Below are 23,371 nucleotides of genomic sequence, written 5' to 3' on the forward strand. Positions count from 1 at the left end.
AAGTTCCCCGACGGTAGCAGGGGCACGGATCGCGCGGCATCGCGTTTGCCGCGGGCCCGCCGGCTCGCGGCGATCAGCCCTTGGCGACGAACTCCGCGAGCACCGGCGCCAGCGCCTCCGGCGCCACCTCGTGGGTCTGGCCCTCCAGAGTGCGGTACTCGGCGTGCGCGGCGGCGGCCGTCTCCCGGGCCGCGTCCCGCAGCGATTCCGGGCTGAGCCCGCCGTCCAGCACCAGCACCGGCACGGTCAGCGCGGCCAGCCGCTCGACCGGCACCGGCGCGCCGCCCGCGCCGTCCAGCGCCTCCGCGTCCGTGACCAGCGTCGGCGCGACCGACTCGAACACCGGCCAGCCGGGCGACTGCCGCATCCCGTCGATCATCGGCTCGGGCATCCCGACGAACGCCATGAAGCGCGCGACCGCCGCCCCCCGCTCACCGGCCGCGACATCCTCGCCCACGCCCGCCCGGTACGCCGAGAACCGGGCCCGCTGCTCCTCGGTGGTGCTGAACGGCGGCTCGTACACCGCGACCCGCTCCACGCCGATGCCCGCACCGGCCGCCCGCAGCGCCAGCGCCCCGCCGGAGGACAGGCCGAACAGCGTCGCCGAGCCGCCCGCCGCCGCGACCAGCGCCGCCAGGTCCTCGATCTCCCGCTCGACGGCGTATCCGGGGCCCACCCCGCTCTCCCCGCGCCCGCGCCGGTCGTAGCCGAACACCCGGTGCCCGTCGGCCAGCCGGTCGGCGATCCCGGTGGACGGGCCGAACGCCCGGTGACAGAGCGCCCCGTCCACGATCACCACGGCGGGGCCCTCGCCCACCGCCCGGTACGCGATGCGGGTGCCGTCGGCGGACGTCACGAACTCGGTCATCTTCGAACTCCTGAGGTGAGGTGCGGTGCGATGGTCAGCGGGCGAGCGTGGCGAGCGTGTGGACGACGAGCGCGTTGGCGTGGCCGTGGCCCAGCCCGTGCTCGCTCTTCAGCCAGCCGACCAGCTCCATGTGCTTGGTCAGCGGCGAACTGCGGATCAGCTCCTGCCAGTCCGCGATCGGACGCCCGTACTTCTGCTCGATCGAGGGGAAGTAGCTCGCCGGTCCCTTGACGCCCATCCCGAGGTCCTCCGCACTGTCGTCGTTGCCGTCACAGGAAAGGACGACCGGCCCCGGCGGAACTCATCGGTCCCCGCGAAACTTTTTCCGCGCCACCCCGCGAAGACCGCCCGCCGCCCGCCGCGGCCGCCTACGGTCGGCACATGGCATGGATCGACGACAGCACGATCGAGCGCGCCGGCGACTACCTGTGGACCGCGGGCCGGGTCCTGGAGCAACGGCGCTTCACCCACCTGTTCGACGCCCCCGACCCGGCGGGCGTCCTCGCCGCCCTGGACGCCTACCGCACCCCCGACGGCGGCTGGGCGTACGGCCTGGAACCCGACGTCCGCGGCCCCGCCGCCCAACCGCTGGCGGCCGGCGCCGCCGCCCGCATCCTCGGCGAGGCCGGCGCTCTGAACGGCCCGCGCGGACGCGAACTCTGCGACTGGGTCGCCACCTTGACCACCCCCGACGGCGGCGTGCCGGCCGTCCTGCCCAGCCTGCGCCGCTACCCGCACCCGCCGTTCCTGCCGATCGCCGACGACCCGCCCGCCGAACTCCTCTCCACCGGCCAGATCGCCGCCCCGCTGCTGCGCCACGGCGTCCGGCACGCCTGGCTGAAGGGCGCCGAGGAGTTCTGCCGCCGCGCCGTCGAGGCGATCGACACCACCCATCCGTACGAGGTGTTCACCGCCGTCGGCATCCTGGACGCCGCTCCCGACCGCGCCTGGGCCGCCGAACAGGCCGCCCGCCTCGGCGAACTGGTGCGCCGCCGGCAGCTGGTGCTGCTGGACCCGGCCCACCCCGAGCAGGTCCGGATCGCCCCCGGGTACGCACCCCGCGAGTACCACCTGCCGCACGACTTCGCGCCCCGCCCGGACAGCCTGGCCCGCGCCTGGTTCACCGACGCCGAACTGGAACGCGGCCTCGTCCACCTGGTCTCCGCCCAACTCCCCGACGGCGGCTGGCCGATCAACTGGGCCCGCTGGTCCGAGTCCACCGAGCACGAAGCCCGCCCGGGCGTCACCCTGGCCGCCCTGCTCGCCCTGCGCGCCTACTCCTGAGGAGTCAGCCGACGGCGCGCTTCACCAGTTCGGCGATGCGTGCCGCCTCGGCCTCGCCCAGATCGGCGACCGCGTAGTACACCGGCCACAGGTCGCCGTCGTCGAGCCGGGCGTGGTCGCTGAAACCGATCGTCGCGTACCGAGACTTGAACTTGGCGGCGCTCTGGAAGAAGCACACCGGCTTGCCGTCCTTGTTGTTGTACGCCGGCATCCCGTACCAGGTCTTCGGGGCCAGTTCCGGCGCGACCTCGGTGACGATCGCGTGGAAGCGCTCCGCCAGCACCCGGTCCTCGGCCGGCATCTCGGCGATCTTCTCCAGCAGGTCCCGCTCCGCCTCGGCCGCCTTCGCGGCGGACGACGCCCGCTTCGACTCCGCCTTCAACTCCTTGGCGCGCTCCTTCATCGCCGCGCGCTCGTCCGCCGTGAAACCCTCGTGCTTCTCCGCCATGACCGGCTCTCCCGTTCCGCTGCCTCGCTGATGTCCCTCATCGTAGGAACGGGGCCGCCCACCCGGCTTCTCGGAAACTGATCGCTTGCGCCCACGCGAAGCGGCCCGGTCCGGGAGACTCCCGGACCGGGCCGCTTCGCGTGCTGCCCCGCGGTGCTCGGCAGGCCTTGTCGGACCTTGTCGGCGGCGGGCCCGGTCAGCGGGCCTTGAAGGTCCGCAGCCGCAGGCTGTTGCCGACCACGAAGACCGAGGAGAAGGCCATCGCGGCGCCCGCGATCATCGGGTTGAGCAGGCCGGTCGCCGCCAGCGGCAGGGCCGCCACGTTGTAGGCGAAGGCCCAGAACAGGTTGCCCTTGATGGTGGCCAGGGTGCGGCGCGACAGCCGGATCGCGTCCGCCGCCGAGCGCAGGTCGCCCCGCACCAGGGTCAGGTCCGCCGCCTCGATCGCCGCGTCGGTGCCGGTGCCGATCGCCAGACCCAGGTCGGCCTGGGCGAGCGCCGCCGCGTCGTTGACGCCGTCGCCGACCATCGCGACCGTCCGGCCCTCGGCCTGCAGCCGCTGCACGGTCGCCACCTTGTCCTCCGGCAGCACCTCGGCGATCACGTCCTCGGCGGGGATGCCCACCTCGGCCGCCACCGACTCCGCCACCAGCCTGTTGTCACCGGTCAGCAGGACGGGGCGCAGACCCAGCGCCCGCAGCTCGGCGATCGCCTCCGCACTGGTCGGCTTCACCGCGTCCGCCACCTCCAGCACGGCCCGCGCCGCACCGTCCCAGCCGACCGCGATCGCGGTCCGGCCGGCCCGCTCGGCCGCGGCCTTCGCGGCCAGCAGCTCCGCCGGCAGCTGCTGCGCCCAGTCGGCCAGCAGCGCCTCCCGTCCGGCGACCACCGCGTGGCCGTCGACCACGCCCTGCACGCCCAGACCCGGGACGTTCTCGAAACCCTCGACCGGCTCCAGCCCGCCGAACTTCTCCTGCGCGGTGGTCGCCACGGCCTGCGCGATCGGGTGCTCGGAGGCGTGCTCCAGCGCGCCGGCCAGCCGCAGTGCCTCGTCCTCGGTGGTGCCCTCGGCGGTGTGCACGCCGACCAGGGTCATCCGGCCGGTGGTCACGGTGCCGGTCTTGTCCAGCACGATAGTGTCGACCTTGCGGGTGTTCTCCAGCACCTCGGGGCCCTTGATCAGAATGCCGAGCTGGGCGCCGCGACCGGTGCCGACCAGCAGCGCGGTCGGCGTGGCCAGACCCAGGGCGCACGGGCAGGCGATGATCAGGACGGCGACGGCGGCGGTGAAGGCGGCGGTCCAGCCCTCGCCGGTGCCCAGCCAGTAGCCCAGGGTGGCCAGCGCCAGGGTGATCACGACCGGCACGAACACGCCGGAGATCCGGTCCGCCAGCCGCTGCGCGGCGGCCTTGCCGTTCTGCGCGTCCTCGACCAGCTTCGCCATCCGCGCCAGCTGGGTGTCCGCACCCACCCGGGTCGCCTCGATCACCAGTCGGCCGCCCGCGTTCACGGTCGCGCCGGTCACCGCGTCGCCCGGACCGACCTCCACCGGCACCGACTCGCCGGTCAGCATCGACGCGTCCACCGCGGAGCTGCCCTCGACCACCGTGCCGTCGGTGGCGATCTTCTCGCCCGGCCGGACCACGAACCGGTCCCCGACGGCCAGCTGCCCGATCGGCAGCCGCACCTCGCGGCCGTCCCGCAGCACCGTCACGTCCTTCGCACCCAGCTCCAGCAGCGCCTTCAGCGCCGCGCCCGCCGTCCGCTTCGACCGGGCCTCGAAGTACCGGCCTGCCAGGATGAACGCGGTGACGCCGGCCGCCGCCTCCAGGTAGATGTTCGACGCGCCGTCGGAACGGGCGATGGTGAACTCGAAGCCGTGCCGCATGCCCGGCATGCCCGCGTCGCCGAAGAACAGCGCCCACAGCGACCACAGGAACGCGGCGCCGGTGCCCAGCGAGACCAGGGTGTCCATGGTCGCCGCGCCGTGCTTGGCGTTGGTCCACGCGGCCCGGTGGAACGGCCACGCCGCGTACGTCACCACCGGCGCGGCCAGCGTCAGCGACAGCCACTGCCAGTTGTCGAACTGCAGCGCCGGCACCATCGCCATCGCGATCACCGGCACGGCCAGCGCCAGCGCCGTGATCAGCCGCTGCCGCAGCGGCGCCAGCTCGTCGACCGTCTCCTCGGCCGCCCCGCCCCGCTCCTCGGCCGGCGGCTCCGGCAGGGCCGCCGTGTAACCGGTGGCCTCCACGGTGGCGATCAGGTCGGAGACCTCGACGGGCCCGTCGATGACCACCTTGGCCTTCTCGGTGGCGTAGTTGACGCTGGCCTGCACGCCGTCCATGCGGTTGAGCTTCTTCTCGATCCGCGCGGCGCAGGAGGCACAGGTCATGCCGCCGATGCGGAGTTCCACCTCGGTGGAGGCGGGTGCTGCCTGGGTGGTCATCAGAGGCTCCTCGTGGTCTCGAACATCCCGGCCGACGGCCGGGCTCAGCTCTCTCAGGCGCGGCCGGTCAGCTCGTAGCCGGCCTCGTCGACGGCCGCACGCACCGTCTCGTCGTCGAGCTCGACCGTCGACCCGACGGTGACGAGCCCGCTCTTCACGTCCACCTGCACGGCCCGGACGCCCTCAAGGGCCCCGATCGCCTTGCCGACGCTCTTCTCGCAGTGCCCGCAGGTCATCCCCGACACCGCGAACACGCTGGTCACGGCCGCCGGCGCGTCGACGGTCACAGTGGTGGAGCAGGTGCCGTCGCTGGAGCAGCAGGACATGGGATTCCTCCGTCGTCGTTCTCGATACCCAGAGGGGGTATCCCTCCCGGCGACTCCATTTATACCCCCAGGGGGTATGCAACGCAAGCACCCCCACCCCCGCCGGCCCCCACCCCGCCCCGACGGATCGCCCGACCTGTGCTCCCTCGCCCTCCCCCCGGCTCTCCCGTGCGCGCCAGGGGCGCGGGGAACTGTGCGGGGCGGAAGGCGAAGCCCCGAGCCTCGCGGCGCCTCAATGGCCTGCACGTGACCGCGCCCCTCCTGGCGGGCGCGAAGCCCCTTTCGGCCTGCCTGTGCCCTGGCCTGCGATTTCCCTCCCCTCCGCGGCCTGCGCGCGGCCGCGCTCCTCCCGAACGGTGCGAGATTTTTCCGCCCGCCCTGACCTCGCCTTTCCCTCCGGCCGCCCCTCCGGGAGGGCTCTGTCACGCTTGACACATACCCCCAGGGGGTATCTACTCCGTCGTGTCGCCAGGCACCCCACCCACCCAAAGGGAGTCCGCCATGAACACCGCACTCAAGGTCGCCGTCTTCGCCTCGGGTCTCGCCCTCGCGTTCGGCGCCGCCTACGGAGTCGGCCACGCGGTCGGCCGCACCCCGACCCCGGCCGCGGGACACGCCCACGACACCGCCGGTCACGCCGCGCAGGACGAGCACGCCGGCCACGACGACCACCCGGTCGGCGGCCTGCAGGTCTCCGACCGCGGCTACACCCTGAGCCTCGACCGCACGATCGTCCCGGCCGCCGGCCCGACCGGACTGAGCTTCCGCGTGCTGGCCCCGGACGGGCGCCCGCTCACCGCGTACAAGCCGGCACACGAGAAGGAACTGCACCTGATCGTCGCCAGCCGCGACCTGACCTCGTTCCAGCACCTCCACCCGGTCCGTGCGGCCGACGGCACCTGGACCGTCCCGGCGGACATCGCCAAGGCCGGCGACTACCGCCTGTTCGCCGACTTCGTCCCGGCCGCCGAGACCGAGTCGCTGACCCTCGGCGCGGACCTGCACGCCACCGGCGACTACCGGCCCGCCACCCTCCCGCAGACCGGCCGCTCGGTGACCGTCGACGGCTACACCGTGACCCTCACCGGCGACCTGGCGGCCGGAAAGGCCGGCCGTCTCGCCTTCGCGGTGTCGAAGGACGGTCGCCCGGTCGACGACCTCGACCCGTACCTCGCCGCCTACGGCCACCTGGTGGTGCTGCGCGCCGGCGACCTCGGCTACCTGCACGTCCACCCGGACGGCGAGCCCGGGGACGGCGTCACCGAGCCCGGCCCGGAGGTCGACTTCACGGCCACCGCGCCCAGCGCCGGTGACTACCGCCTGTTCCTGGACTTCCAGCACGCGGGCACCGTCCACACCGCCGCCTTCACCCTCACCGCAGGCGCAGGCGCAGGCGCGGACAACGCCCCGACCCCCGCGCCCACCGAGCCCGCGCACCACCACTGATCCGCCGCTCCACCCCTCTCGCGCGGGAAACCCCCGCGCACACCCACGTCTCGCGCATACCCCCTCCCGGTATGTGACCAAGGAGCCCCCGGCCATGTCCGACCTCAGCGCACCACCCGCACCGCGCCGTTGGACGGCGCTCGCCCTGATCGCCCTCGCCCAGTTCATGGTCATCATGGACACCTCGATCATCGGCGTGGCCCTGCCGAAGATGCAGTCCGCGCTCGGGTTCTCGCAGGAGAACCTGTCCTGGGTGTTCAACGCCTACGTGATCGCCTTCGGCGGCCTGCTGCTGCTCGGCGGACGCCTGTCCGACCTGCTCGGCGCGAAGCGCGTCTTCGCTGCCGGCTGGACGGTCCTCGCCGTCGGCTCCCTGGTGGCGGGCCTGGCCGGCACCGCCTGGGTCGAACTGGTCGGCCGCGCCGCCCAGGGCGCCGGTTCGGCACTGATCGCCCCGGCCGCGCTCACCCTGCTGATGACCCTGTTCGGCGGCCGCCCCACCGAACTGCCGAAGGCCTTCGCCCTGTACGGCGCGGCCGCCCCGGCCGGCGGCACCGCGGGCGTCTTCCTCGGCGGCCTGATCACCCAGTACGCCAGCTGGGAGTGGGTGTTCTGGATCAACCTCCCGGTGGCGCTGCTGGTGCTCGCGATGAGCCCGTCCGTGATGCCCGCCGCCGCGGGCCGCCGGGGCTCGATCGACTGGCTGGGCGCGATCACCGTCACCGCCGGCCTCGCCGTCACCGTGTTCGCGATCGTCCGGGCCCCCGAGATCGGCTGGGGTTCCGCGCAGACCTGGCTGGTGCTGGCCGCCGGCCTGCTGCTGATCGCCGCGCTCCTCGCCGTCCAGTCCCGCCGCAGTGAGCCGCTGATGCGCCTCGGCATCTGGCGCAGCCCCAATCTGGCCGGTGCCAACCTGGCGCAGCTGCTGATGGCGGCGGCCTGGATCCCGATGTGGTTCTTCCTCAACCTCTACCTGCAGCAGGTGCTCGGCCTGAAGGCCTTCGCCTCCGGTGCGGCGCTGCTGCCGATGACCGCCGCGATCATGGTGATGATGATCGTCCTGGCGCCTCGCCTGATCGCCCGCTTCGGCCCGAAGCCGCTGATCGTCTCCGGCCTGGCCGCGCTCGCCGCCGGCATGTACTGGCTGTCGCTGGCCCGCCCGGACGGCAGTTTCGCGGTCGACGTCCTGCCGGCCTCGCTGCTCGCCGCCGTCGGCATGGCGCTCGCCTTCATCCCGTCGCTGGGCACCGCGCTCGCCGTCCCGAACCCCGCCGAGGGCGGACTCGCCTCCGGCATCGTCAACACCTCGTACCAGGTCGGCTCCGCCCTCGGCCTGGCCGCCATGACCGCCGTCGCCGCCGCCAACGGCTCCCGCGAACTCGGCGACCCGGTCGCCCTGACCCACGGCTTCTCGGCCGCCTTCGTCGGCGCCGCCGCGCTGGCCCTGCTCGGCGCCCTGGCCTCGCTGCTCACCCTGCGCACCCCGGCCCCCGCCGCCGAGCCCGCGGAGGCCGCCGCCTGACCCGTCCCGCCGCACCGACCGCCCGACGCTCCCCGACGGAGCGCCGGGCAGTGCGTCGTCCCCCACGCAAAGCGGCCGTGGGCCTCGCGGATCGGCGTAGCCTTCGTGCATGGCAGAGAGCAAGGTCGCGAAGACCGGGCGGAAGAAGCCCGAGACGCACCTGGGGATGGTGCGTCGGGCCCGGAAGATCAACCGTGAACTGGCGGAGCTGTACCCGTACGCGCACCCCGAGTTGGACTTCGACGGGCCGTTCCAGCTGCTGGTGGCGACCGTGCTGTCGGCGCAGACCACCGACCTGAGGGTCAATCAGACCACCCCGGCGCTGTTCGCGAAGTACCCGACGCCGGAGGACCTCGCGGCGGCCGTCCCGGAGGAGCTGGAGGAGATCATCCGGCCCACCGGCTTCTTCCGCGCCAAGGCGAAGTCGCTGATCGGCCTGTCGATCGCCCTGCGCGACCGCTACGACAGCGAGGTCCCGCGCAAACTGGAGGACCTCGTCACCCTCCCCGGCGTCGGCCGCAAGACCGCCAACGTGGTGATCGGCAACGCGTTCGGCGGGGCGGGCATCACCGTCGACACCCACTTCGGACGCCTCGCCCGCCGCTTCGGCTGGACCACCGCCGAGGACCCGGAGCAGGTCGAGGCCGACGTCATGGCGATCTTCCCGAAGTCGGAGTGGACGATGCTCTCGCACCGGGTGGTCTTCCACGGCCGCCGTGTCTGCCACGCCCGCAAACCCGCCTGCGGGGCCTGCCCGATCGCACCGCTCTGCCCCTCGTACGGCATCGGCGAGACCGACCCCGACCAGGCCCGCAAGCTGCTCAAGTACGAGCTCGCCGGGCAGCCCGGCCAGCGCCTGCGCCCCCCGGCCGACTTCCCGGGCGAGGTCGCGGCCCGCGCCGAGGTCGCGGCCGGACACCCACTGCCCGACACCGCCCCGGACGCGGTCCGGGCGGCCCGCAAGAACGCCGGAGGCCAGGAATGACGGAACCCGCGGTGCTCCGGGACGGCCTGCCCGACTGGCTGCTACCGGTGCGCGACGCCGCCGAACGCGCCGTGCCGGAACAGCTCAGCCGCTTCCTGCCGCCCGCCGAGGGCGGCCGCCCGTCCGCAGTGCTGATGCTGTTCGGCGAGGGCCCGACCGGCCCCGACCTGCTGCTGATCGAACGGGCCCGCAGCCTGCGCTCGCACGCCGGCCAGCCGTCCTTCCCGGGCGGCGCGCTGGACCCGGAGGACGGCGACCCGGCCACCACCGGCCCGCTCGCCGCGGCGCTCCGCGAGGCCACCGAGGAGACCGGCCTCGACCCGTCCGGCGTGCAACTGTTCGCCCGCCTGCCCGCGCTGTACATCCCGGTCAGCGGCTTCGTGGTGACGCCGGTGCTCGGCTGGTGGCGGCGCGAGTCGCCGGTCGCGGTGGTCGACCCGGCGGAGACCGGCGCGGTGTTCCGGGTACCGCTGACGGAGCTCACCGACCCGGCGAACCGGGCCCGGCTGCGCCACCCGTCGGGGTTCACCGGCCCCGCCTTCCAGGTGGCCGGCCGACTGGTGTGGGGCTTCACCGCCGGGGTGATCGACCGGGTGCTGCACTTCAGCGGCCTGGAACGCCCCTGGGACGGCGGCCGCACCGTCGAACTCTCCGAGGAGGCCGTGGCCCTGTCGCTGCGCTCCGGCTCCTGACCGCCGCTCAGCGCCCGACGGGCAGCGGGGCGAGCGTCGAGACCACGTCCCCGGTGTAGGGGTTGTCGTCCTCGGACTGCCACTGGTCGCTCGCCGAGCCCGCCGCCCAGGACGCCGCCCCGAGCACCAGGTAGATCACCAGCAGCGCCTTCGCGGCCCCGGTCAGCACCAGCGGCCGGGTCGCGGAGCGCTCCGGCTCGGAGTTCGGCGGGTCGCCGAACACGCCCTTCGGGTAGGTGGAGGTGAGCATCAGCAGGTACGCCTGGAACCGCATCCGGTACCGCAGCACCGCGGCGGTGGCCTCGAACAGCGCCTGCGGCATCCGCCCCATGATCAGCACCACCAGCCAGTGGATCACCGACACCGTCCACCAGCCGGCCTGCAACAGCCCCTGGACGATCGCCGCCGGAACGACCAGCACCAGCCGGAAGAACACCGCGAGCCGGTTCAGCGGCTCGCCGGGCCGCAGCTCGATCCGCACCGGGTGCTCGGGCGCCTGGAAGCGGAACGGCGGATAGCGGTCGACGATCAGCAGCATCGAGGCGTAGACCCTGGTGTCGTACGCCACGAATCCGGCGAGCCACTCGGCGGCGAACCGGGGGAGCCGACCGCCGAACAGCGCCCCGAACCAGCCGATCACCGCGACCACGAACGCCACGATCGACAGCAGCCACAGCACGATGAACTGCGGGATCAGCAGCAGCAGTCGCAGCAGCACGGTCAACCGGTTCTGGCGTGCCGACGGCGGGAGGTCCAGGGCGGGCCGGAATTCGGTGCGGTCCACGACCGGCACGTCCCACCTGGGCTGTTCCATGACACGACTCCCTGATCCCTCGTCAGCTGTCCGGATGGTCAGACAGTCGCAACCTTCCCGGGCGCGGTGCCTGCCGGGCTGACCCGATCGGGCGACCACCGGCGGCCGGTGTCCCCCGCCCGGTGGGACGTGGGAGGGTATCCGGGTGAATGTCCTGGATCTCCTGCTGATCGCCGCCGCACTGGGCTTCGCCGTCTCCGGCTATCGGCAGGGCTTCGTGGTGGGCGTGCTCTCCGTGCTCGGCTTCCTCGGAGGCGGCCTGATCGCGGTCCAGCTGCTGCCGCTGCTCCTGCGTCACCTCTCCCAGGGCACCACGGCCTCGGTGGTGGCGGTCGTGGGGGTGGTCCTGCTCGCCGCGGTCGGCCAGGCGATCACCACCCACTTCGGCTGGAAGCTGCGCGGACGGATCGGCCGCGGCAAGGTCAAGATCCTGGACGCCGTCGGCGGCTCGCTGGTGAACGTGCTGTCCATGCTGCTGGTGGCCTGGCTGATCGGCCTGCTGCTGGCGGGCACCTCGCTGCCCACCGTCTCCAAGCAGGTGCGCAACTCCGCGGTGCTCGGATCGGTGCAGGCGGCGCTGCCGCCCGACGCCCCGAACTGGTTCTCCGACTTCAGCAAGGAACTCGCCCGCAACGGCTTCCCGCAGGTGTTCAACCCGTTCGAGCAGGAGCCGATCACCGAGGTGGAGCCGCCCGACCCGGCCCTGGCCGGCAGCGCCGGCGTCCGCCGGGCCATGGGCTCCCTGGTGAAGGTGCTGGGCACCGCCCCCTCCTGCGGCAAGACCCTCGAAGGCTCCGGCTTCGTGTTCGCCCCGCACCGGGTGATGACCAACGCGCACGTGGTCGGCGGCGTCGACGAGCCGACCGTGCAGATCGGCGGCATCGGCCAGCTCTACGACGCCACCGTCGTCCGCTACGACTGGCAGCGCGACATCGCCGTGCTGGACGTCCCCCGGCTGAACGCCCCGCCGCTGACCTTCGCCGGCGAGGCCCGGAGCAACGACTCGGCGATCGTCGCGGGCTTCCCCGAGAACGGCGCGTTCAACGTCCAGCCCGCCCGCATCCGCGGCCGCATCCAGGCCAACGGCCCGGACATCTACCACCGCGGCCAGGTGGTCCGCGACGTCTACTCGATCCGCTCACTGGTCCGCCAGGGCAACAGCGGCGGTCCGCTGCTCACTCCCGACGGCCAGGTGTACGGCGTGGTGTTCGCCAAGTCCCTGGACAGCCCCGACACCGGCTACGTGCTGACCGCCGACGAGGTGAAGGACGACGTCGCCCAGGGCGCCGCCGCCTCCGGCAAGGTCGACACCGAGGGCTGCGCGCTCTGACCGGCCGCCCGCCGGGCAATCTCTGACGACCCGTCGGCCTCGCCTGGTAGCGTCGGCCGAGCTCACCCGAACGGCCCAGCCGGGCCGCCCCGGCGGAGCTCGACGGGAGAGGTTCGACACACGTCATGATGGGTCACTCGCACGCGGTCAGCGGCGCGCTGCTGTTCGCGGCCACCGCGCCGTTCGTCCCACCGCTGATGGGGATGCACCTGACGCCCGCCGACGTGCTGATGGGCACCGTGCTGTGCGCCGGCGCGGCGCTGCTGCCGGACCTCGACCACCACGACGGGACGATCGCCAACTTCCTCGGCCCGGTCTCCAAGATGCTGTGCCGCTTCGTCGCCTGGGCCTCCGGCGGCCACCGGCACGCCACCCACTCACTGCTGTTCGTGGCCCTGATGGGCGGCGGCAGCTGGGCCGGCATCACCTTCCTGGGCCGGTACTTCACCATCGGGCTGAGCTTCTTCCTGCTCGCCATGGCGATCAAGGCGCTGCGTTTGCACCCGCCGGGCCACGGAGCGGTGTCCTGGATCACCGTGGTCGGCCTGGCCGCGCTCGGCACCTTCGGCATGCTTACCTGGCTGCCCAACGCCCCGGGCTGGCTGCCCTACGCGGTGGCCCTGGGCACCCTGGCGCACCTGCTCGGCGACTGCCTGACCAAGCAGGGCTCGCCGCTGCTGTGGCCGCACAAGGAGCGCTACGAGATCGTCCTGATCAAGCGCACCGGCAACGACATGGAGACGAAGATCCTCGTCCCGGTGATGACGGTGGCGACCTTCGGCCTGCTGCTCTGGTCCACCGCGATCTCGCCGACCGTGCTGGGCTGAGACCTCTTCGCCGACACGGGAGGGAGCACCACCGGGGTGGTGCTCCCTCCGCTTTTGCGCCGGTCCGTTCGCTCCCGCCCGGGTTCCGTGCCGACAGGCTCTGTCAGCCCTCCCGGCGCAGCCTCGCGCCGACCCAGCGGGCGCGCCGTCCGATGATCTTTGGAATGCCGAGCCGGTACCCCGTGCTGCGTGGCGTCCGCTCGGCGGGCTGGTAGGGCCACTCCGGCTGCGGAACGTGCTGCTGCGAGCTGCTGCTGCCACGGCGGCCTCGGCGCGGCTGGGCTTCTCGATCGGGCATCCAGGTCATACCGGAGGGATTCCCTGGGGCCGCCCGGAGTAACCGCCCTGGCGGCATGCGACTGGCTTATGCGCTTGTCATATGAACGTCGTCAAGTCTCAGGAAGCACACCGGTGTTGACGCCGGGAAGTCAGCCGTCCTTGTGCTGCCTGACCCACCCGATCAGCTCCGTCGCGAACTCCTCCGGCACCTCCTCGTGCGGGAAGTGCCCCACCCCCGGCAGCAGCCGCCACCGGTACGGCGCGGAGACGAACTCGCCCGCCCCCAACGCCGTCCGCGACAGCAGCACCGGATCGGACGCGCCCTGCACGTGCAGCACCGGCGCGGTGATCTGCTTCTTCATCCTGCGCGCGAACTGGATGCCGTCCGGCCGCGCCATCGAGCGCATCAGCCAGCGGTACGGCTCGATCGAGCAGTGCGCGGTGCTCGGCACCTGGATCGCCTGGCGGTAGGAGGCCACTGCCTCCTCGGACAGCATGTTCGGCCCCGTCCAGGCCCGCAGGTAGTCGCCCACCAGCGCCCCGTCGTCCGCTACCAGCCGGCGCTCCGGGATCCACGGCCGCTGGAAGCCCAGCACGTGCTCGAACGCGGCGATCTGCTTCCGGTCCGTCAGCAGCGCCCGCCGCAGGTGCCGCGGGTGCGCGGCCGACACCACCGTCAGGCTGCGGATCACCGAGGGACGCATCACCGCGGCCACCCAGGCCAGCGTGCCGCCGGTGCCGTGCCCCACCAGGTGCGCCTGACGCTCGCCCAGCGAACGGATCACGCCGGTGATGTCCAGCGCCAGGTTGCCGGGGTCGTAGCCGCGCGGGGTGCGGTCCGAGCCGCCCATCCCGCGCAGGTCCAGCGCAACCGCCCGGAAGCCCGCCTCGGCGAGCGCCGTCAGCTGGTGCCGCCACGCCCACCAGTACTCCGGCCAGCCGTGCACCAGCAGCACCAGCGGCCCTTCGCCGATCTCGGCGATGTGGAAACGCGCGCCGTTCGCGGCCAGATCGCGGTGCGTCCAGGGCCCGGCCGAACGGACGCTCCACGGCTCCCCGGCAGCCGGCCGGACGGGAACGGAGGCGGGCTCATCCACGGGCTTCTGGTCCAACGACATACCCGCAGCCTGTCATACCCGCGCCCTCCGTACCTGCCCGGCACTCGCACCCGGACGCAAACCGTTACCGGCGGTCGGTCACTGGATCCGGCCCAGTGCCCGGTCGATCTCCTCCTTGGTGGCCGGTCGCGGCCTGGCGTTCCTCAGCACCTGCGCGGTGGCCTGCGCACCGGCGAGGGTGCGCTCCGGCTTCCGGACCTTCTTGAAGTACCGGATCATCATGAACGCCAGCAGCAGCGCGATCAGCACGTACGCGCCGCCGACGATGGCGAAGGACCAGCCGGTGGTGATGCCGAGCGCCTGCAGGCCCCAGGCGAAGGCGAACGAGAACATCGGGATCGACGCCAGCGCCACCACGCCGGCCACCACGCCGGCCGCGGTGCCGATGCCGCCGCGCACCACGTCCGCCTTGATCTCGGCCTTGGCCAGCGCGATCTCGTCGTGCACCAGGCTGGACAGCTCGGCGGAGGCTGCGGCGAACAGCTCGCCGACGGTGCGCTCGCCCTCGTGCGGGATGCGGCCGTTGCCGTTCGGGTTGGTGGCTCCTGCGGCCATCGGCGTCTCCATTTCGGGGGCTGGGCGTTCGGCGTGCTGAGGGTGCGTCACGCACCGGTGTCAGCTCAGCATCATGCCCCTACCGGTGAGTCGGGCACCACTCCGGGTCCCCGGCGGACGGCGTGTCACCGTCGGCGTTGGTACACATCGGGGATGCCGTCGCCGTCCGAATCGCGGTCCTCGTCCTCGCACAGCTGCCGGTAGTACCGGTTGCGGCGCTTGAGCAGCAGGGTGCCGACCACCGCGCAGGTCAGCGAACCCACCAGGACGGCCTCCTTGCACAGCTCCGCCAAATGCGGGTCGTCGACGAACGCCAGATCGCTGATCAGCAGCGACACCGTGAAGCCGATGCCCGCCACGGTGGACAGCGCGAACATGTCCGACCAGGTCAGCTGCGGGTTCAGGGTGGCCCTGGTGTAGCGGGCGGCCAGCCAGGTGCCGCCGAAGATGCCCACCGACTTGCCGATCAGCAGGCCGATCACGATGCCCAGCGGCGCCGCCTCGGTGAACACCTCGCCCAGCACCTTCGCGGACACCGGCACACCCGCCGCGAACAGCGCGAACATCGGCACCGCGAACCCCGCCGACAGCGGCCGCACCAGGTGTTCGACGTGCTCGCCGGGGGAGCGCTCCTCGCCCTCCTCGCGGTGGCAGCGCAGGATCAGGCCCATCGCCACACCGGCCACCGTCGCGTGGACGCCGCTCTCGTGCATCAGCGCCCAGATCACCACGCCCAGCGGCACCAGCACCCACCAGCGGCCCAGCCCGCGCCGGTGCAGGAACCAGAACAGCACCAGCCCCGCCAGCGCCGCGCCCAGCGCCCAGAAGGTGATCCCGGACGAGTAGAAGACCGCGATGATCAGGATCGCGATCAGGTCGTCCACCACCGCCAGGGTCAGCAGGAACGCCCGCAGCGCGGACGGCAGATGACTGCCCACCACGGCCAGCACGCCCAGCGCGAACGCGATGTCGGTGGCCGTCGGGATCGCCCAGCCCGCCGGATGCCCGTCGCCGACCACGTTCACCACCGTGTACAGCACCGCCGGCAGCACCACACCGCACACCGCCGCCACCACCGGCAGCAGCGCCGCACTCGGCGTCCGCAGTTCCCCGGCCACGAATTCGCGTTTCAGCTCGATGCCCGCGACGAAGAAGAAGATCGTCAGCAGCCCGTCCTGCGCCCAGGCCTCCAGCGGCAGGTCCAGGTGCAGCGGTGCGGACGGGCCGAAGGTCAGCCCCCGCACCGTCTCGTAGGCGTGCGGCCAGACGTTCGCCCAGATCAGCGCGACGATCGCGGCGCCCAGCAGCAGGATTCCGCCGACCGTCTCGGTGCGCAGGGCGTCCGCGAGGAAGCGGCGTTCGGGCAGCGGGAGCAGGCCGAGAAACTGACGGCGCTCGTTGGACGGGCTGGCCACGGGGGACCTCCTGAGGCGGGCGGCATGCGGACACACGGGTGGTGCAGTGCCGACCAGACTTCCCGGCGCGCCTCAGAACCTTGATGGTTCCTTGACATCCTACGGGGCGCGGCAAGAGGTATGTCGTTCTGTCTTACTTTATGAGGATTCGTTCCCGGGGGAACGACAACGGGCCGGGCCCGCTCCGATGTCTCACGGAGCGGGCCCGGCCCGGTGGCTGAGGGAAGGTCAGCCCTCGTTGCTCGCCGACTGCTGGGACTGGATCAGGTTCATCACCGAGGAGTCGGCCAGCGTGGTGGTGTCGCCCACCTCGCGGCCCTCGGCGATGTCGCGCAGCAGACGGCGCATGATCTTGCCGGAGCGGGTCTTCGGCAGCTCGGAGACCACGTTGATCTGCTTCGGCTTGGCGATCGGGCCGAGCGTCTTGCCCACGTGGTTGCGCAGCTCGGCGACCAGGTCGGCGCTGTCGGAGGCCGACCCGCGCAGGATCACGAACGCCACGATCGCCTGGCCGGTGGTGGCGTCGGTCGCGCCGACCACCGCCGACTCGGCCACCGACGGGTGGCCGACCAGCGCCGACTCGACCTCGGTGGTCGAGATGTTGTGGCCGGACACCAGCATCACGTCGTCCACCCGGCCGAGCAGCCAGATGTCGCCGTCCTCGTCCTTCTTCGCACCGTCGCCGGCGAAGTAGCGGCCCTCGAACCGCGACCAGTAGGTGTCGATGTAGCGCTGGTCGTCGCCCCAGATGGTGCGCAGCATGGACGGCCACGGCTCGGTCAGCACCAGGTAGCCGCCGGAGCCGTTCGGCACCTCGCGGGCCTCGTCGTCCACCACGGTGGCGGAGATGCCCGGCAGCGCGCGCTGGGCGGAGCCCGGCTTGGTCTCGGTGACGCCCGGCAGCGGGCTGATCATCATGGCGCCGGTCTCGGTCTGCCACCAGGTGTCGACGATCGGGGTCTTGCCCGCGCCGATGTGCTCCCGGTACCAGACCCACGCCTCCGGGTTGATCGGCTCGCCGACCGAACCCAGCACCCGCAGGCTCGACAGGTCGAAGCGGGCCGGGATGTCGTCGCCCCACTTCATGAAGGTGCGGATCGCGGTGGGCGCCGTGTAGAGGATGGTGACGCCGTACTTCTGCACGATCTCCCAGAACCGCCCCTGGTGCGGGGTGTCCGGGGTGCCCTCGTAGATCACCTGGGTCGCGCCGTTGGAGAGCGGGCCGTAGGTGATGTACGAGTGGCCGGTGACCCAGCCGATGTCGGCGGTGCACCAGTAGACGTCGGTCTCCGGCTTCAGGTCGAACACCGCGTGGTGGGTGTAGCTGGCCTGGGTCAGGTAGCCGCCCGAGGTGTGCAGGATGCCCTTGGGCTTACCGGTGGTGCCCGAGGTGTACAGGATGAACAGCGGCTGCTCGGCGTCGTGCGCCTCGGGGGTGTGCTCGGCGGACTGTGCGTCGACCAGCTCGTGCCACCAGACGTCGCGGCCCTCGGTCCAGGCCACCTCCTCGCCGGTGCGGCGCACGACCAGGACGTTCTCCACGCCGTCGACCTTGGTCAGCGCCTCGTCGATGGCCGGCTTCAGCGCGGACGGCTTGCCTCGGCGGTAGCCGCCGTCGGCGGTGATCACCACCTTGGCGTCCGCGTCCGTGATGCGGGAGGCCACCGCGTCGGCCGAGAAGCCGCCGAAGACCACCGAGTGGGCGGCGCCGATGCGGGCGCAGGCGAGCATCGAGACCACCGCCTCGGGGATCATCGGCAGGTAGATCGCGACCCGGTCGCCCTTGGCCACGCCGAGCGCCTGCAGGGCGTTGGCCGCCTTGCAGACCTCGTCCTTCAGCTGCGCGTAGGTGATCGCCCGGCTGTCGCCCGGCTCGCCCTCGAAGTGGATCGCGACCCGCTCGCCGTTGCCGGCCTCGACGTGGCGGTCGACGCAGTTGTACGCCACGTTGAGCTTGCCGTCCGCGAACCACTTGGCGAACGGCGGGTTCGACCAGTCCAGGGTCTCGGTGGGCTCGACCGCCCAGCTCAGCCGACGGGCCTGCTCGGCCCAGAAGGCCAGCCGGTCCTCGGAGGCCTGGGTGTAGGCGTCGGCGGTGACGTTGGCGGAGGCGGCGAGCTCCGCGGGCGGGGCGAAGCGCCGCTCCTCCTTGAGCAGGTTGGCCAGGCTCTCGTTGCTCAACGCGCACTCCTCATCGAGTCTCAAATACCGGGAACCTCGTGCGGAGGATGGTCCCGTGTGTCCCAGCGCACAGCTCACCAGGCCAAGAGCCGTGTTGACAAGAGGCTCCGGAAAATTGGTGTAGACCTTTGATCGGCAGCAGGCCGCGCCCCCGATGGACGCCTCCGGTGTCGCTCGCCCGGTCCTCCCGACGCCTTCCCGCCCCCGGGTCGGATCAATCCCGCACAGCACCTTGACGACCCCCCGCCCCGGTACTCCACTGACGGTACGCAACCCATCACCGTACGCGACAGTGACGGGGGTTCTGCATGACCGACACCTCACCCCGGCCCGGCGACTTCGCGGTCGTCCCCATGGACGGACGCACCGGCCGCCTGATCCGGATCGGCCAATTCCTCAACGGCGACGGATTCTCCGACTACGAACACGCCTTCGTCTTCGTCGGCGACGGCCTCCTGGTCGAGGCCCAACCTGGCGGCGCGGCACTCAATCCGCTCGGCAACTACGACGGACGACACGTGCTCTGGTCCACCGACCGCATACCGCTCACCGACGACCAGCGCACCGCCGTCACCACCGCTGCCCGCTCCTACATAGGCACCCCCTACTCCTTCGCCGACTACCTCGCCCTCGGCGCGCACCGCCTGCACCTTCCCGCGGGCCCGCCGCTGCGCAAGTACGTCGCCTCCACCAAGCACATGATCTGCTCGCAACTCGTCGACCAGTGCTACCGGGACGCCGGCGTCCACCTGTTCGACGACCATCGCTGGTCCGGCTATGTCACCCCGGCGGACCTGGCCAACCTGCTCACCCGCCGCACCGGCGGCTGACGCACAACCAGGGGCGCTGGAGAACTCTCCACGCGCCCCTGTTCCTTCTTCACGACCGTCGGTCGGCCCTCCCCGGTTCGCCCTTCGGGCGGCCGGTCACGCCGCCAGCTCGGTCTCCGGCCCCGGCGTCTGCCCGGCCTCCGCGTGCACCGGCGCGAAACACTTGGATTGACGGTCCATCACATAGGCCTGGGCGGCGGCCAGATCGAAGTACATGCCGACCAGCCGCAGCGACCCGTCCGCGACCCGGCGTTCGACGGCCGGATTGGCCATCAACTGGTCGAGCTGCTGCACCACATTGGTGATGCACAGCTGCTCGACCACGTCCGCCGCCGCGCGGCCCTCGAACTCCGCCGGGGCCCGCCGCAGTCGGGCCAGCGAGCCGCGCCCGTTGCGCAGCCACCGGGCCAGGGCGGTGGGCGGCCCGGGCTGCTCCGTCACGCCGTCCAGCAGGGCCTTCATCGCGCCGCACCCGGAGTGCCCGCAGACCGTGATCGAGGTGACCTCCAGCACCTCCACCGCGTACTGCACGGCCGCGGCCACCGAGTCGTCCGCCGCGCCCGGTTCGTAGGGGGCGGGTACCAGGTTGCCGACATTGCGGACGGTGAAGAGGTCTCCCGGGCCGGAGCTGGTGATCATGCTGGTGACCATCCGGGAGTCCGCGCAGGTGAGGAAGAGCTGTGAGGGCGTCTGACCGTCGCGGGCCAGCCGGGCCAGCTCCTGGCGGACCAGCGGGGCGGTGTGCTGCTGGAAGCCGCGCACGCCGTGCAGCAGCCGGACGTGCGGATCGTCCGCGCTCGGCTCGATGCAGTGGTGGCCGACCCAGGGCGTCCACGCGCTGCAGCGGTGCGCGCCGGGGGCATCCTCGACCAGGACGGTGCCGTCGGGATCGAGCACCTCCTGGGCCTGATGGTCCGTCGACATGGAGACCTGGGCCCCCGTGGCCTGGTGGTCGGCGCGCCAGGCGTGCAGCGCCTCGAACGCGGCGTGGTCGAGGAAGGAGCCGTCGTGCCGGACCGTCACCCGGGTGCCGGCGGGGATCCGGGCGAACGCCCGGCTCAGCCGGGGGACGGCCACGAACGTCAGCGGGCCGTGGGTGCGGACGGTGCAGGAGCCGTCCGGCTCGGCGACCACCTCGACATGGGCCCGCGTCAGCCGGTACAGGGCGAGCAGCACGGCGACCGAACCGCCGAGGACCACCCCGAGCGGGACACCGAGCAGCACCACGCCGAGCACGGTGGCCAGGTAGACCGGGAACTCGCGATGCCGGTGCACCCGCCGGATGTGCGCGAAGCTCACCATCTGCACGCCGACCACCAGCACCAGCGCGGCGAGCGCGGCCAGGGGGATGCGGCGCAGCCCGGCCGTCAGCACCAGCGCCGCGACCGCCACCCAGCACCCGTGCAGCACCGCGGACGCCCGGGTGGCCGCGCCGGCCTGCACATTGGCGGTGGAACGCACCGCGCCGCCGGCCACCGGGAGCCCGCCGAGCAGCCCGGAGAGCAGGTTGGAGACGCCCTGGGCGCGCAGTTCACGATCCAGGTCGCCGACCCGGCGGGTCATCCGGTCGACGGCGACGGAGGACAACAGGGACTCGACGCCGGCCACCGCGGCGACCGTGAGCACCAGGCCGAGCAGCGCCGCCCAGTGACCGGCCAGCACGCCCGGCGAGGGTGGGGAGAAGAACTGGTGGTGCTCCCAGACCGGGAGTTCGACCCGGGCCAGCCGCAGTTCGGCGATCAGCGAGAGTGTGGTGGCGGCGGCGATCGCGACCAGTGCGGCGGGCAGCCGGGCCAGCCGGGCGCCGACCCGGCCGACCGGGCCCGGCAGCCGGCCGAGCTTCGGCCAGCCGAACAGCACGGCGAGCGCGAGCAGGCCGACCATCAGCGCGGGCGGGTGCGGGCCGGCCAGCTCGGCGGGCAGCGAGCGCAGGTCGGCGATGGCCGAACTCTGCGGCGAGCCGCCGAGGATGACGTGCAGTTGGGCGATCGCGACGGTGAGGCCCACCCCGGCCAGCAGGCCGTGTACCACGGCGGGGGAGACCGCGAGCGCGGCGCGGGCCACCCGCAGCGAGCCGAGCAGCAGTTGCAGCAGCCCGGCGGCGACCGTCACCAGGCAGGCGATCTGCCAGCCGTATTGGGCGATCACCCCGGCGGTGACCACGGTAAGCGCGGCCGAGGGCCCGCTGACCTGCAGATGGGTGCCGCCGAGCAGCCCGGCCACCAACCCGCCGACGGCAGCGGCGACCAGACCGGCCGTCAGCGGCGCGCCGGTGGCCAACGCGATGCCGAGCGAGAACGGCACCGCGATCAGGAACACCGCGAGCGAGGCCGGCAGGTCGTGCACCAGCAGGGCGCGCACCCGCCGCCCGGCCAGCGCGGCCACCCCGGGCGGCGGGGCGTGGTCCGTGGTGTCGGAGGCGATGGGGGCGCTGGAGATGTCGAGGGGCATGTCTCTTCCCGTCTTCTTCCGGTGGTTTCCGGGGGAGCGGACGCAGCCGCGCCCGGTGGTGGGGTCTCTCTGATCTCTCGGGTCTCTTGGCCGGATCGGCTGTCGCGGGTCGCAGCGGGCGTGTCGGGGGCGACCGGACGATGGGTGGCCGCGCGGGGCCCGGACGGCGCGGCGACGGCCAGTGGCGATCCGGGTTCAAGACTTGGCAAACCGAGAGTAATGAGACCTTTGCACAGCGTGTGCGTCGGGTGGTAGCGCAAAAAGGGCTTTTCACCACATCGTGTGGTACCCGAACCGACCGGGAATGCGGTGAAACGCCGAGGGGCCGACCCGTCCAGCAGGACGGGTCGGCCCCTCGGGGCAGGTGCGGTCTCAGACTCCGGCGGTCCGGGCCTGTTCGACGCCCAGCACGTAGGCCGGGTCCACCTGGGTGGCCAGGTCCGCGCCGATCTTGGCGTTGCCCCAGCTCTCCGCGTTGCGCAGGTGGAAGCGGACCGCCTGGGCGCTGTAGCGGCCGGGGTCGCGCAGCGGGTGGGCGGCGTCCGCGGCGGTGCGCAGCCGGCCCAGCACCTCGCGGTTGGCCGGCTCCAGCGCGCGCAGCGGCGGCTCGTCCCCGCGCTCCAGCCGTCGCACCCAGTCGGAGTGCCCGAACACGGCGTACAGGTCGTCGCCGACCTCCCGGCGCAGGAACTCGAGGTCGTCCGGGCTCTGCACCTTGTTGCCGATCACCCGCAGGTGGACGTCGAAGTCCTGGGCGTACTCCTTGTACTGGCGGTACACCGAGACGCCCTTGCGGGTCGGCTCGGCGACCAGGAAGGTCAGGTCGAAGCGGGTGAACAGGCCGGAGGCGAACGAGTCGGAGCCGGCCGTCATGTCGGTGACCAGGTACTCGTCCGGGCCGTCCAGCAGGTGGTTGAGCAGCAGCTCCACCGCGCCCACCTTGGAGTGGTAGCAGGCCACCCCGAGGTCCTCCTCGGTGAACGCGCCGGTCGCCATCAGCCGTACCGAGCCCTCGTCCAGCGCGATCGGCCGGGCGCAGGCCGCGTAGACCGGGTTCTCCTCGACGATCCGCAGCAGCCGGGAGCCGGGGCCGGGCGGGGTGGTCTTGATCATCTCCTCGGCGGAGCGGATCAGCGGGTTGGCGCCGCGCAGGTACTCCTTGATCTCCGGCAGGTGCGCGCCGAGCGAGGGCAGCGCTGCGGCCTGGGCATCCGTCAGGCCCAGCGCCGGGCCCAGATGCTGGTTGATGTCCGCGTCGACGGCGACCACCGGACAGCCGGCGGCGGCCAGATGGCGGATGAACAGTGCGGACAGGGTGGTCTTGCCGCTGCCGCCCTTGCCGACGAAGGCGATCTTCATCTGAGTCTCCGGCTCTGTGGCTCTGTAGCTCTGTGGTGCATGGCTCTGTTCGCCGCGCGCTGCCGCGGGGGTGCGGTGGCACCACTGTCGCGGTGGACGCTTGTTGGAAATCGTTATCGTCACCGATTGCGGCTCATGCTAGCGGTGGTTTGGGGTGTCGCACATGGGGGAAGGGCGGATTGCCACGAAAGG

Annotated in this window: 21 protein-coding genes; 8 read left to right on the forward strand and 13 right to left on the reverse strand. The window is 72.5% G+C overall.

The features are described from left to right. Window positions 1–73: 73 nt before the first annotated feature. Together AMK19_RS01740 and AMK19_RS01745 are read right to left on the reverse strand one after the other, a co-directional pair. Window positions 74–868: an alpha/beta fold hydrolase gene (locus tag AMK19_RS01740; RefSeq protein WP_073807453.1), complete on the reverse strand. Its 795-nt coding sequence runs from the start codon at window positions 866–868 to the stop codon at window positions 74–76. Window positions 869–902: 34 nt separating this feature from the next. Then, window positions 903–1,106: a DUF4287 domain-containing protein gene (locus AMK19_RS01745; RefSeq protein ID WP_073807455.1), complete on the reverse strand. Its 204-nt coding sequence runs from the start codon at window positions 1,104–1,106 to the stop codon at window positions 903–905. A 143-nt stretch (window positions 1,107–1,249) separates the two neighbouring features. Between AMK19_RS01745 and AMK19_RS01750 the strand changes: the two genes are divergently transcribed. Then, window positions 1,250–2,152 carry a hypothetical protein gene (locus AMK19_RS01750; RefSeq protein WP_083646429.1) on the forward strand — a complete coding sequence of 301 codons (903 nt, stop codon included), beginning with the start codon at window positions 1,250–1,252 and terminating at the stop codon, window positions 2,150–2,152. 4 nt (window positions 2,153–2,156) lie between these two features. On the opposite strand, the gene AMK19_RS01755 is transcribed toward AMK19_RS01750, so the two are convergent. The 3 genes from AMK19_RS01755 to AMK19_RS01765 all read right to left on the reverse strand — a co-directional run bounded on the left by AMK19_RS01755 (window position 2,157) and on the right by AMK19_RS01765 (window position 5,375). Then, complete coding sequence (locus AMK19_RS01755; protein ID WP_073807458.1) at window positions 2,157–2,600, reverse strand: iron chaperone; 444 nt, start codon at window positions 2,598–2,600, stop codon at window positions 2,157–2,159. A gap of 196 nt (window positions 2,601–2,796) precedes the next feature. After that, window positions 2,797–5,049: a heavy metal translocating P-type ATPase gene (locus tag AMK19_RS01760; RefSeq protein ID WP_073807460.1), complete on the reverse strand. Its 2,253-nt coding sequence runs from the start codon at window positions 5,047–5,049 to the stop codon at window positions 2,797–2,799. Window positions 5,050–5,102: 53 nt separating this feature from the next. Continuing rightward, window positions 5,103–5,375: a heavy-metal-associated domain-containing protein gene (locus AMK19_RS01765; protein ID WP_073807462.1), complete on the reverse strand. Its 273-nt coding sequence runs from the start codon at window positions 5,373–5,375 to the stop codon at window positions 5,103–5,105. 501 nt (window positions 5,376–5,876) lie between these two features. Between AMK19_RS01765 and AMK19_RS01770 the strand changes: the two genes are divergently transcribed. From AMK19_RS01770 to AMK19_RS01785, 4 genes are all read left to right on the forward strand, one after another. Further along, window positions 5,877–6,821 (forward strand): hypothetical protein, encoded by a 945-nt coding sequence (locus tag AMK19_RS01770; RefSeq protein WP_073807463.1) that lies wholly within the window; start codon window positions 5,877–5,879, stop codon window positions 6,819–6,821. Between the two features lie 94 nt (window positions 6,822–6,915). Beyond that, window positions 6,916–8,343: an MFS transporter gene (locus AMK19_RS01775; RefSeq protein ID WP_073807465.1), complete on the forward strand. Its 1,428-nt coding sequence runs from the start codon at window positions 6,916–6,918 to the stop codon at window positions 8,341–8,343. 109 nt (window positions 8,344–8,452) lie between these two features. After that, entirely contained in the window at window positions 8,453–9,328 is an 876-nt protein-coding gene (nth, locus tag AMK19_RS01780) for an endonuclease III (protein WP_241844194.1), read from the forward strand. Further along, entirely contained in the window at window positions 9,325–10,020 is a 696-nt protein-coding gene (locus AMK19_RS01785; protein ID WP_073807466.1) for an NUDIX hydrolase, read from the forward strand. The genes nth and AMK19_RS01785 overlap by 4 nt, the downstream gene beginning before the upstream one ends. Before the next feature lie 7 nt (window positions 10,021–10,027). Here AMK19_RS01785 and AMK19_RS01790 read toward each other — a convergent pair whose 3' ends face one another. Then, window positions 10,028–10,834 (reverse strand): DUF4389 domain-containing protein, encoded by an 807-nt coding sequence (locus AMK19_RS01790; RefSeq protein ID WP_073807468.1) that lies wholly within the window; start codon window positions 10,832–10,834, stop codon window positions 10,028–10,030. Window positions 10,835–10,979: 145 nt separating this feature from the next. Between AMK19_RS01790 and AMK19_RS01795 the strand changes: the two genes are divergently transcribed. Both AMK19_RS01795 and AMK19_RS01800 read left to right on the forward strand, forming a co-directional pair. Continuing rightward, a complete protein-coding gene (locus AMK19_RS01795; protein ID WP_073807469.1) occupies window positions 10,980–12,164 on the forward strand; it encodes a MarP family serine protease in 1,185 nt (394 codons plus the stop codon). 125 nt (window positions 12,165–12,289) lie between these two features. After that, window positions 12,290–12,991, forward strand: a complete 702-nt coding sequence (locus tag AMK19_RS01800; protein ID WP_073807471.1) for a metal-dependent hydrolase — start codon at window positions 12,290–12,292, stop codon at window positions 12,989–12,991. Between the two features lie 103 nt (window positions 12,992–13,094). Here the strand turns inward: AMK19_RS01800 and AMK19_RS34910 are convergent, their stop codons facing one another. From AMK19_RS34910 to acs, 5 genes are all read right to left on the reverse strand, one after another. After that, entirely contained in the window at window positions 13,095–13,289 is a 195-nt protein-coding gene (locus AMK19_RS34910) for a hypothetical protein (RefSeq protein ID WP_241844195.1), read from the reverse strand. Window positions 13,290–13,419: 130 nt separating this feature from the next. Then, window positions 13,420–14,367: an alpha/beta fold hydrolase gene (locus AMK19_RS01805; protein ID WP_073808308.1), complete on the reverse strand. Its 948-nt coding sequence runs from the start codon at window positions 14,365–14,367 to the stop codon at window positions 13,420–13,422. Window positions 14,368–14,466: 99 nt separating this feature from the next. Next, the gene (locus tag AMK19_RS01810) at window positions 14,467–14,943 is read right to left on the reverse strand and encodes a phage holin family protein (protein ID WP_073807473.1); all 477 of its coding nucleotides are present in this window, start codon (window positions 14,941–14,943) and stop codon (window positions 14,467–14,469) included. Window positions 14,944–15,068: 125 nt separating this feature from the next. Then, the gene (gene nhaA, locus AMK19_RS01815; RefSeq protein ID WP_073807474.1) at window positions 15,069–16,358 is read right to left on the reverse strand and encodes a Na+/H+ antiporter NhaA; all 1,290 of its coding nucleotides are present in this window, start codon (window positions 16,356–16,358) and stop codon (window positions 15,069–15,071) included. 228 nt (window positions 16,359–16,586) lie between these two features. Then, entirely contained in the window at window positions 16,587–18,539 is a 1,953-nt protein-coding gene (gene acs / locus AMK19_RS01820) for an acetate--CoA ligase (protein ID WP_073807476.1), read from the reverse strand. A 308-nt stretch (window positions 18,540–18,847) separates the two neighbouring features. On the opposite strand from acs, the gene AMK19_RS01825 reads away from it, so the two are divergent. Beyond that, window positions 18,848–19,369, forward strand: a complete 522-nt coding sequence (locus AMK19_RS01825; protein WP_073807477.1) for a hypothetical protein — start codon at window positions 18,848–18,850, stop codon at window positions 19,367–19,369. Window positions 19,370–19,465: 96 nt separating this feature from the next. Here the strand turns inward: AMK19_RS01825 and AMK19_RS01830 are convergent, their stop codons facing one another. Together AMK19_RS01830 and AMK19_RS01835 are read right to left on the reverse strand one after the other, a co-directional pair. Further along, window positions 19,466–21,820, reverse strand: coding sequence for a SulP family inorganic anion transporter (locus AMK19_RS01830; RefSeq protein WP_083646430.1), 2,355 nt, complete (start codon window positions 21,818–21,820; stop codon window positions 19,466–19,468). Between the two features lie 372 nt (window positions 21,821–22,192). Next, window positions 22,193–23,179, reverse strand: coding sequence for an ATP-binding protein (locus AMK19_RS01835; RefSeq protein ID WP_073807479.1), 987 nt, complete (start codon window positions 23,177–23,179; stop codon window positions 22,193–22,195). Between the last annotated feature and the right edge of the window lie 192 nt (window positions 23,180–23,371).

Source organism: Kitasatospora sp. CB01950 (genome assembly GCF_001905465.1).
Lineage (GTDB): Bacteria > Actinomycetota > Actinomycetes > Streptomycetales > Streptomycetaceae > Kitasatospora.

Coding starts and splice junctions, on each gene's coding strand:
- AMK19_RS01740 (WP_073807453.1), bottom strand. CDS start 868: ATGACCGAGTTCGTGACGTCCGCCGACGGCACCCGCATCGCGTACCGG.
- AMK19_RS01745 (WP_073807455.1), bottom strand. CDS start 1,106: ATGGGCGTCAAGGGACCGGCGAGCTACTTCCCCTCGATCGAGCAGAAG.
- AMK19_RS01750 (WP_083646429.1), top strand. CDS start 1,250: ATGGCATGGATCGACGACAGCACGATCGAGCGCGCCGGCGACTACCTG.
- AMK19_RS01755 (WP_073807458.1), bottom strand. CDS start 2,600: ATGGCGGAGAAGCACGAGGGTTTCACGGCGGACGAGCGCGCGGCGATG.
- AMK19_RS01760 (WP_073807460.1), bottom strand. CDS start 5,049: ATGACCACCCAGGCAGCACCCGCCTCCACCGAGGTGGAACTCCGCATC.
- AMK19_RS01765 (WP_073807462.1), bottom strand. CDS start 5,375: ATGTCCTGCTGCTCCAGCGACGGCACCTGCTCCACCACTGTGACCGTC.
- AMK19_RS01770 (WP_073807463.1), top strand. CDS start 5,877: ATGAACACCGCACTCAAGGTCGCCGTCTTCGCCTCGGGTCTCGCCCTC.
- AMK19_RS01775 (WP_073807465.1), top strand. CDS start 6,916: ATGTCCGACCTCAGCGCACCACCCGCACCGCGCCGTTGGACGGCGCTC.
- nth (WP_241844194.1), top strand. CDS start 8,453: ATGGCAGAGAGCAAGGTCGCGAAGACCGGGCGGAAGAAGCCCGAGACG.
- AMK19_RS01785 (WP_073807466.1), top strand. CDS start 9,325: ATGACGGAACCCGCGGTGCTCCGGGACGGCCTGCCCGACTGGCTGCTA.
- AMK19_RS01790 (WP_073807468.1), bottom strand. CDS start 10,834: ATGGAACAGCCCAGGTGGGACGTGCCGGTCGTGGACCGCACCGAATTC.
- AMK19_RS01800 (WP_073807471.1), top strand. CDS start 12,290: ATGATGGGTCACTCGCACGCGGTCAGCGGCGCGCTGCTGTTCGCGGCC.
- AMK19_RS34910 (WP_241844195.1), bottom strand. CDS start 13,289: ATGCCCGATCGAGAAGCCCAGCCGCGCCGAGGCCGCCGTGGCAGCAGC.
- AMK19_RS01810 (WP_073807473.1), bottom strand. CDS start 14,943: ATGGCCGCAGGAGCCACCAACCCGAACGGCAACGGCCGCATCCCGCAC.
- AMK19_RS01825 (WP_073807477.1), top strand. CDS start 18,848: ATGACCGACACCTCACCCCGGCCCGGCGACTTCGCGGTCGTCCCCATG.
- AMK19_RS01830 (WP_083646430.1), bottom strand. CDS start 21,820: ATGCCCCTCGACATCTCCAGCGCCCCCATCGCCTCCGACACCACGGAC.
- AMK19_RS01835 (WP_073807479.1), bottom strand. CDS start 23,179: ATGAAGATCGCCTTCGTCGGCAAGGGCGGCAGCGGCAAGACCACCCTG.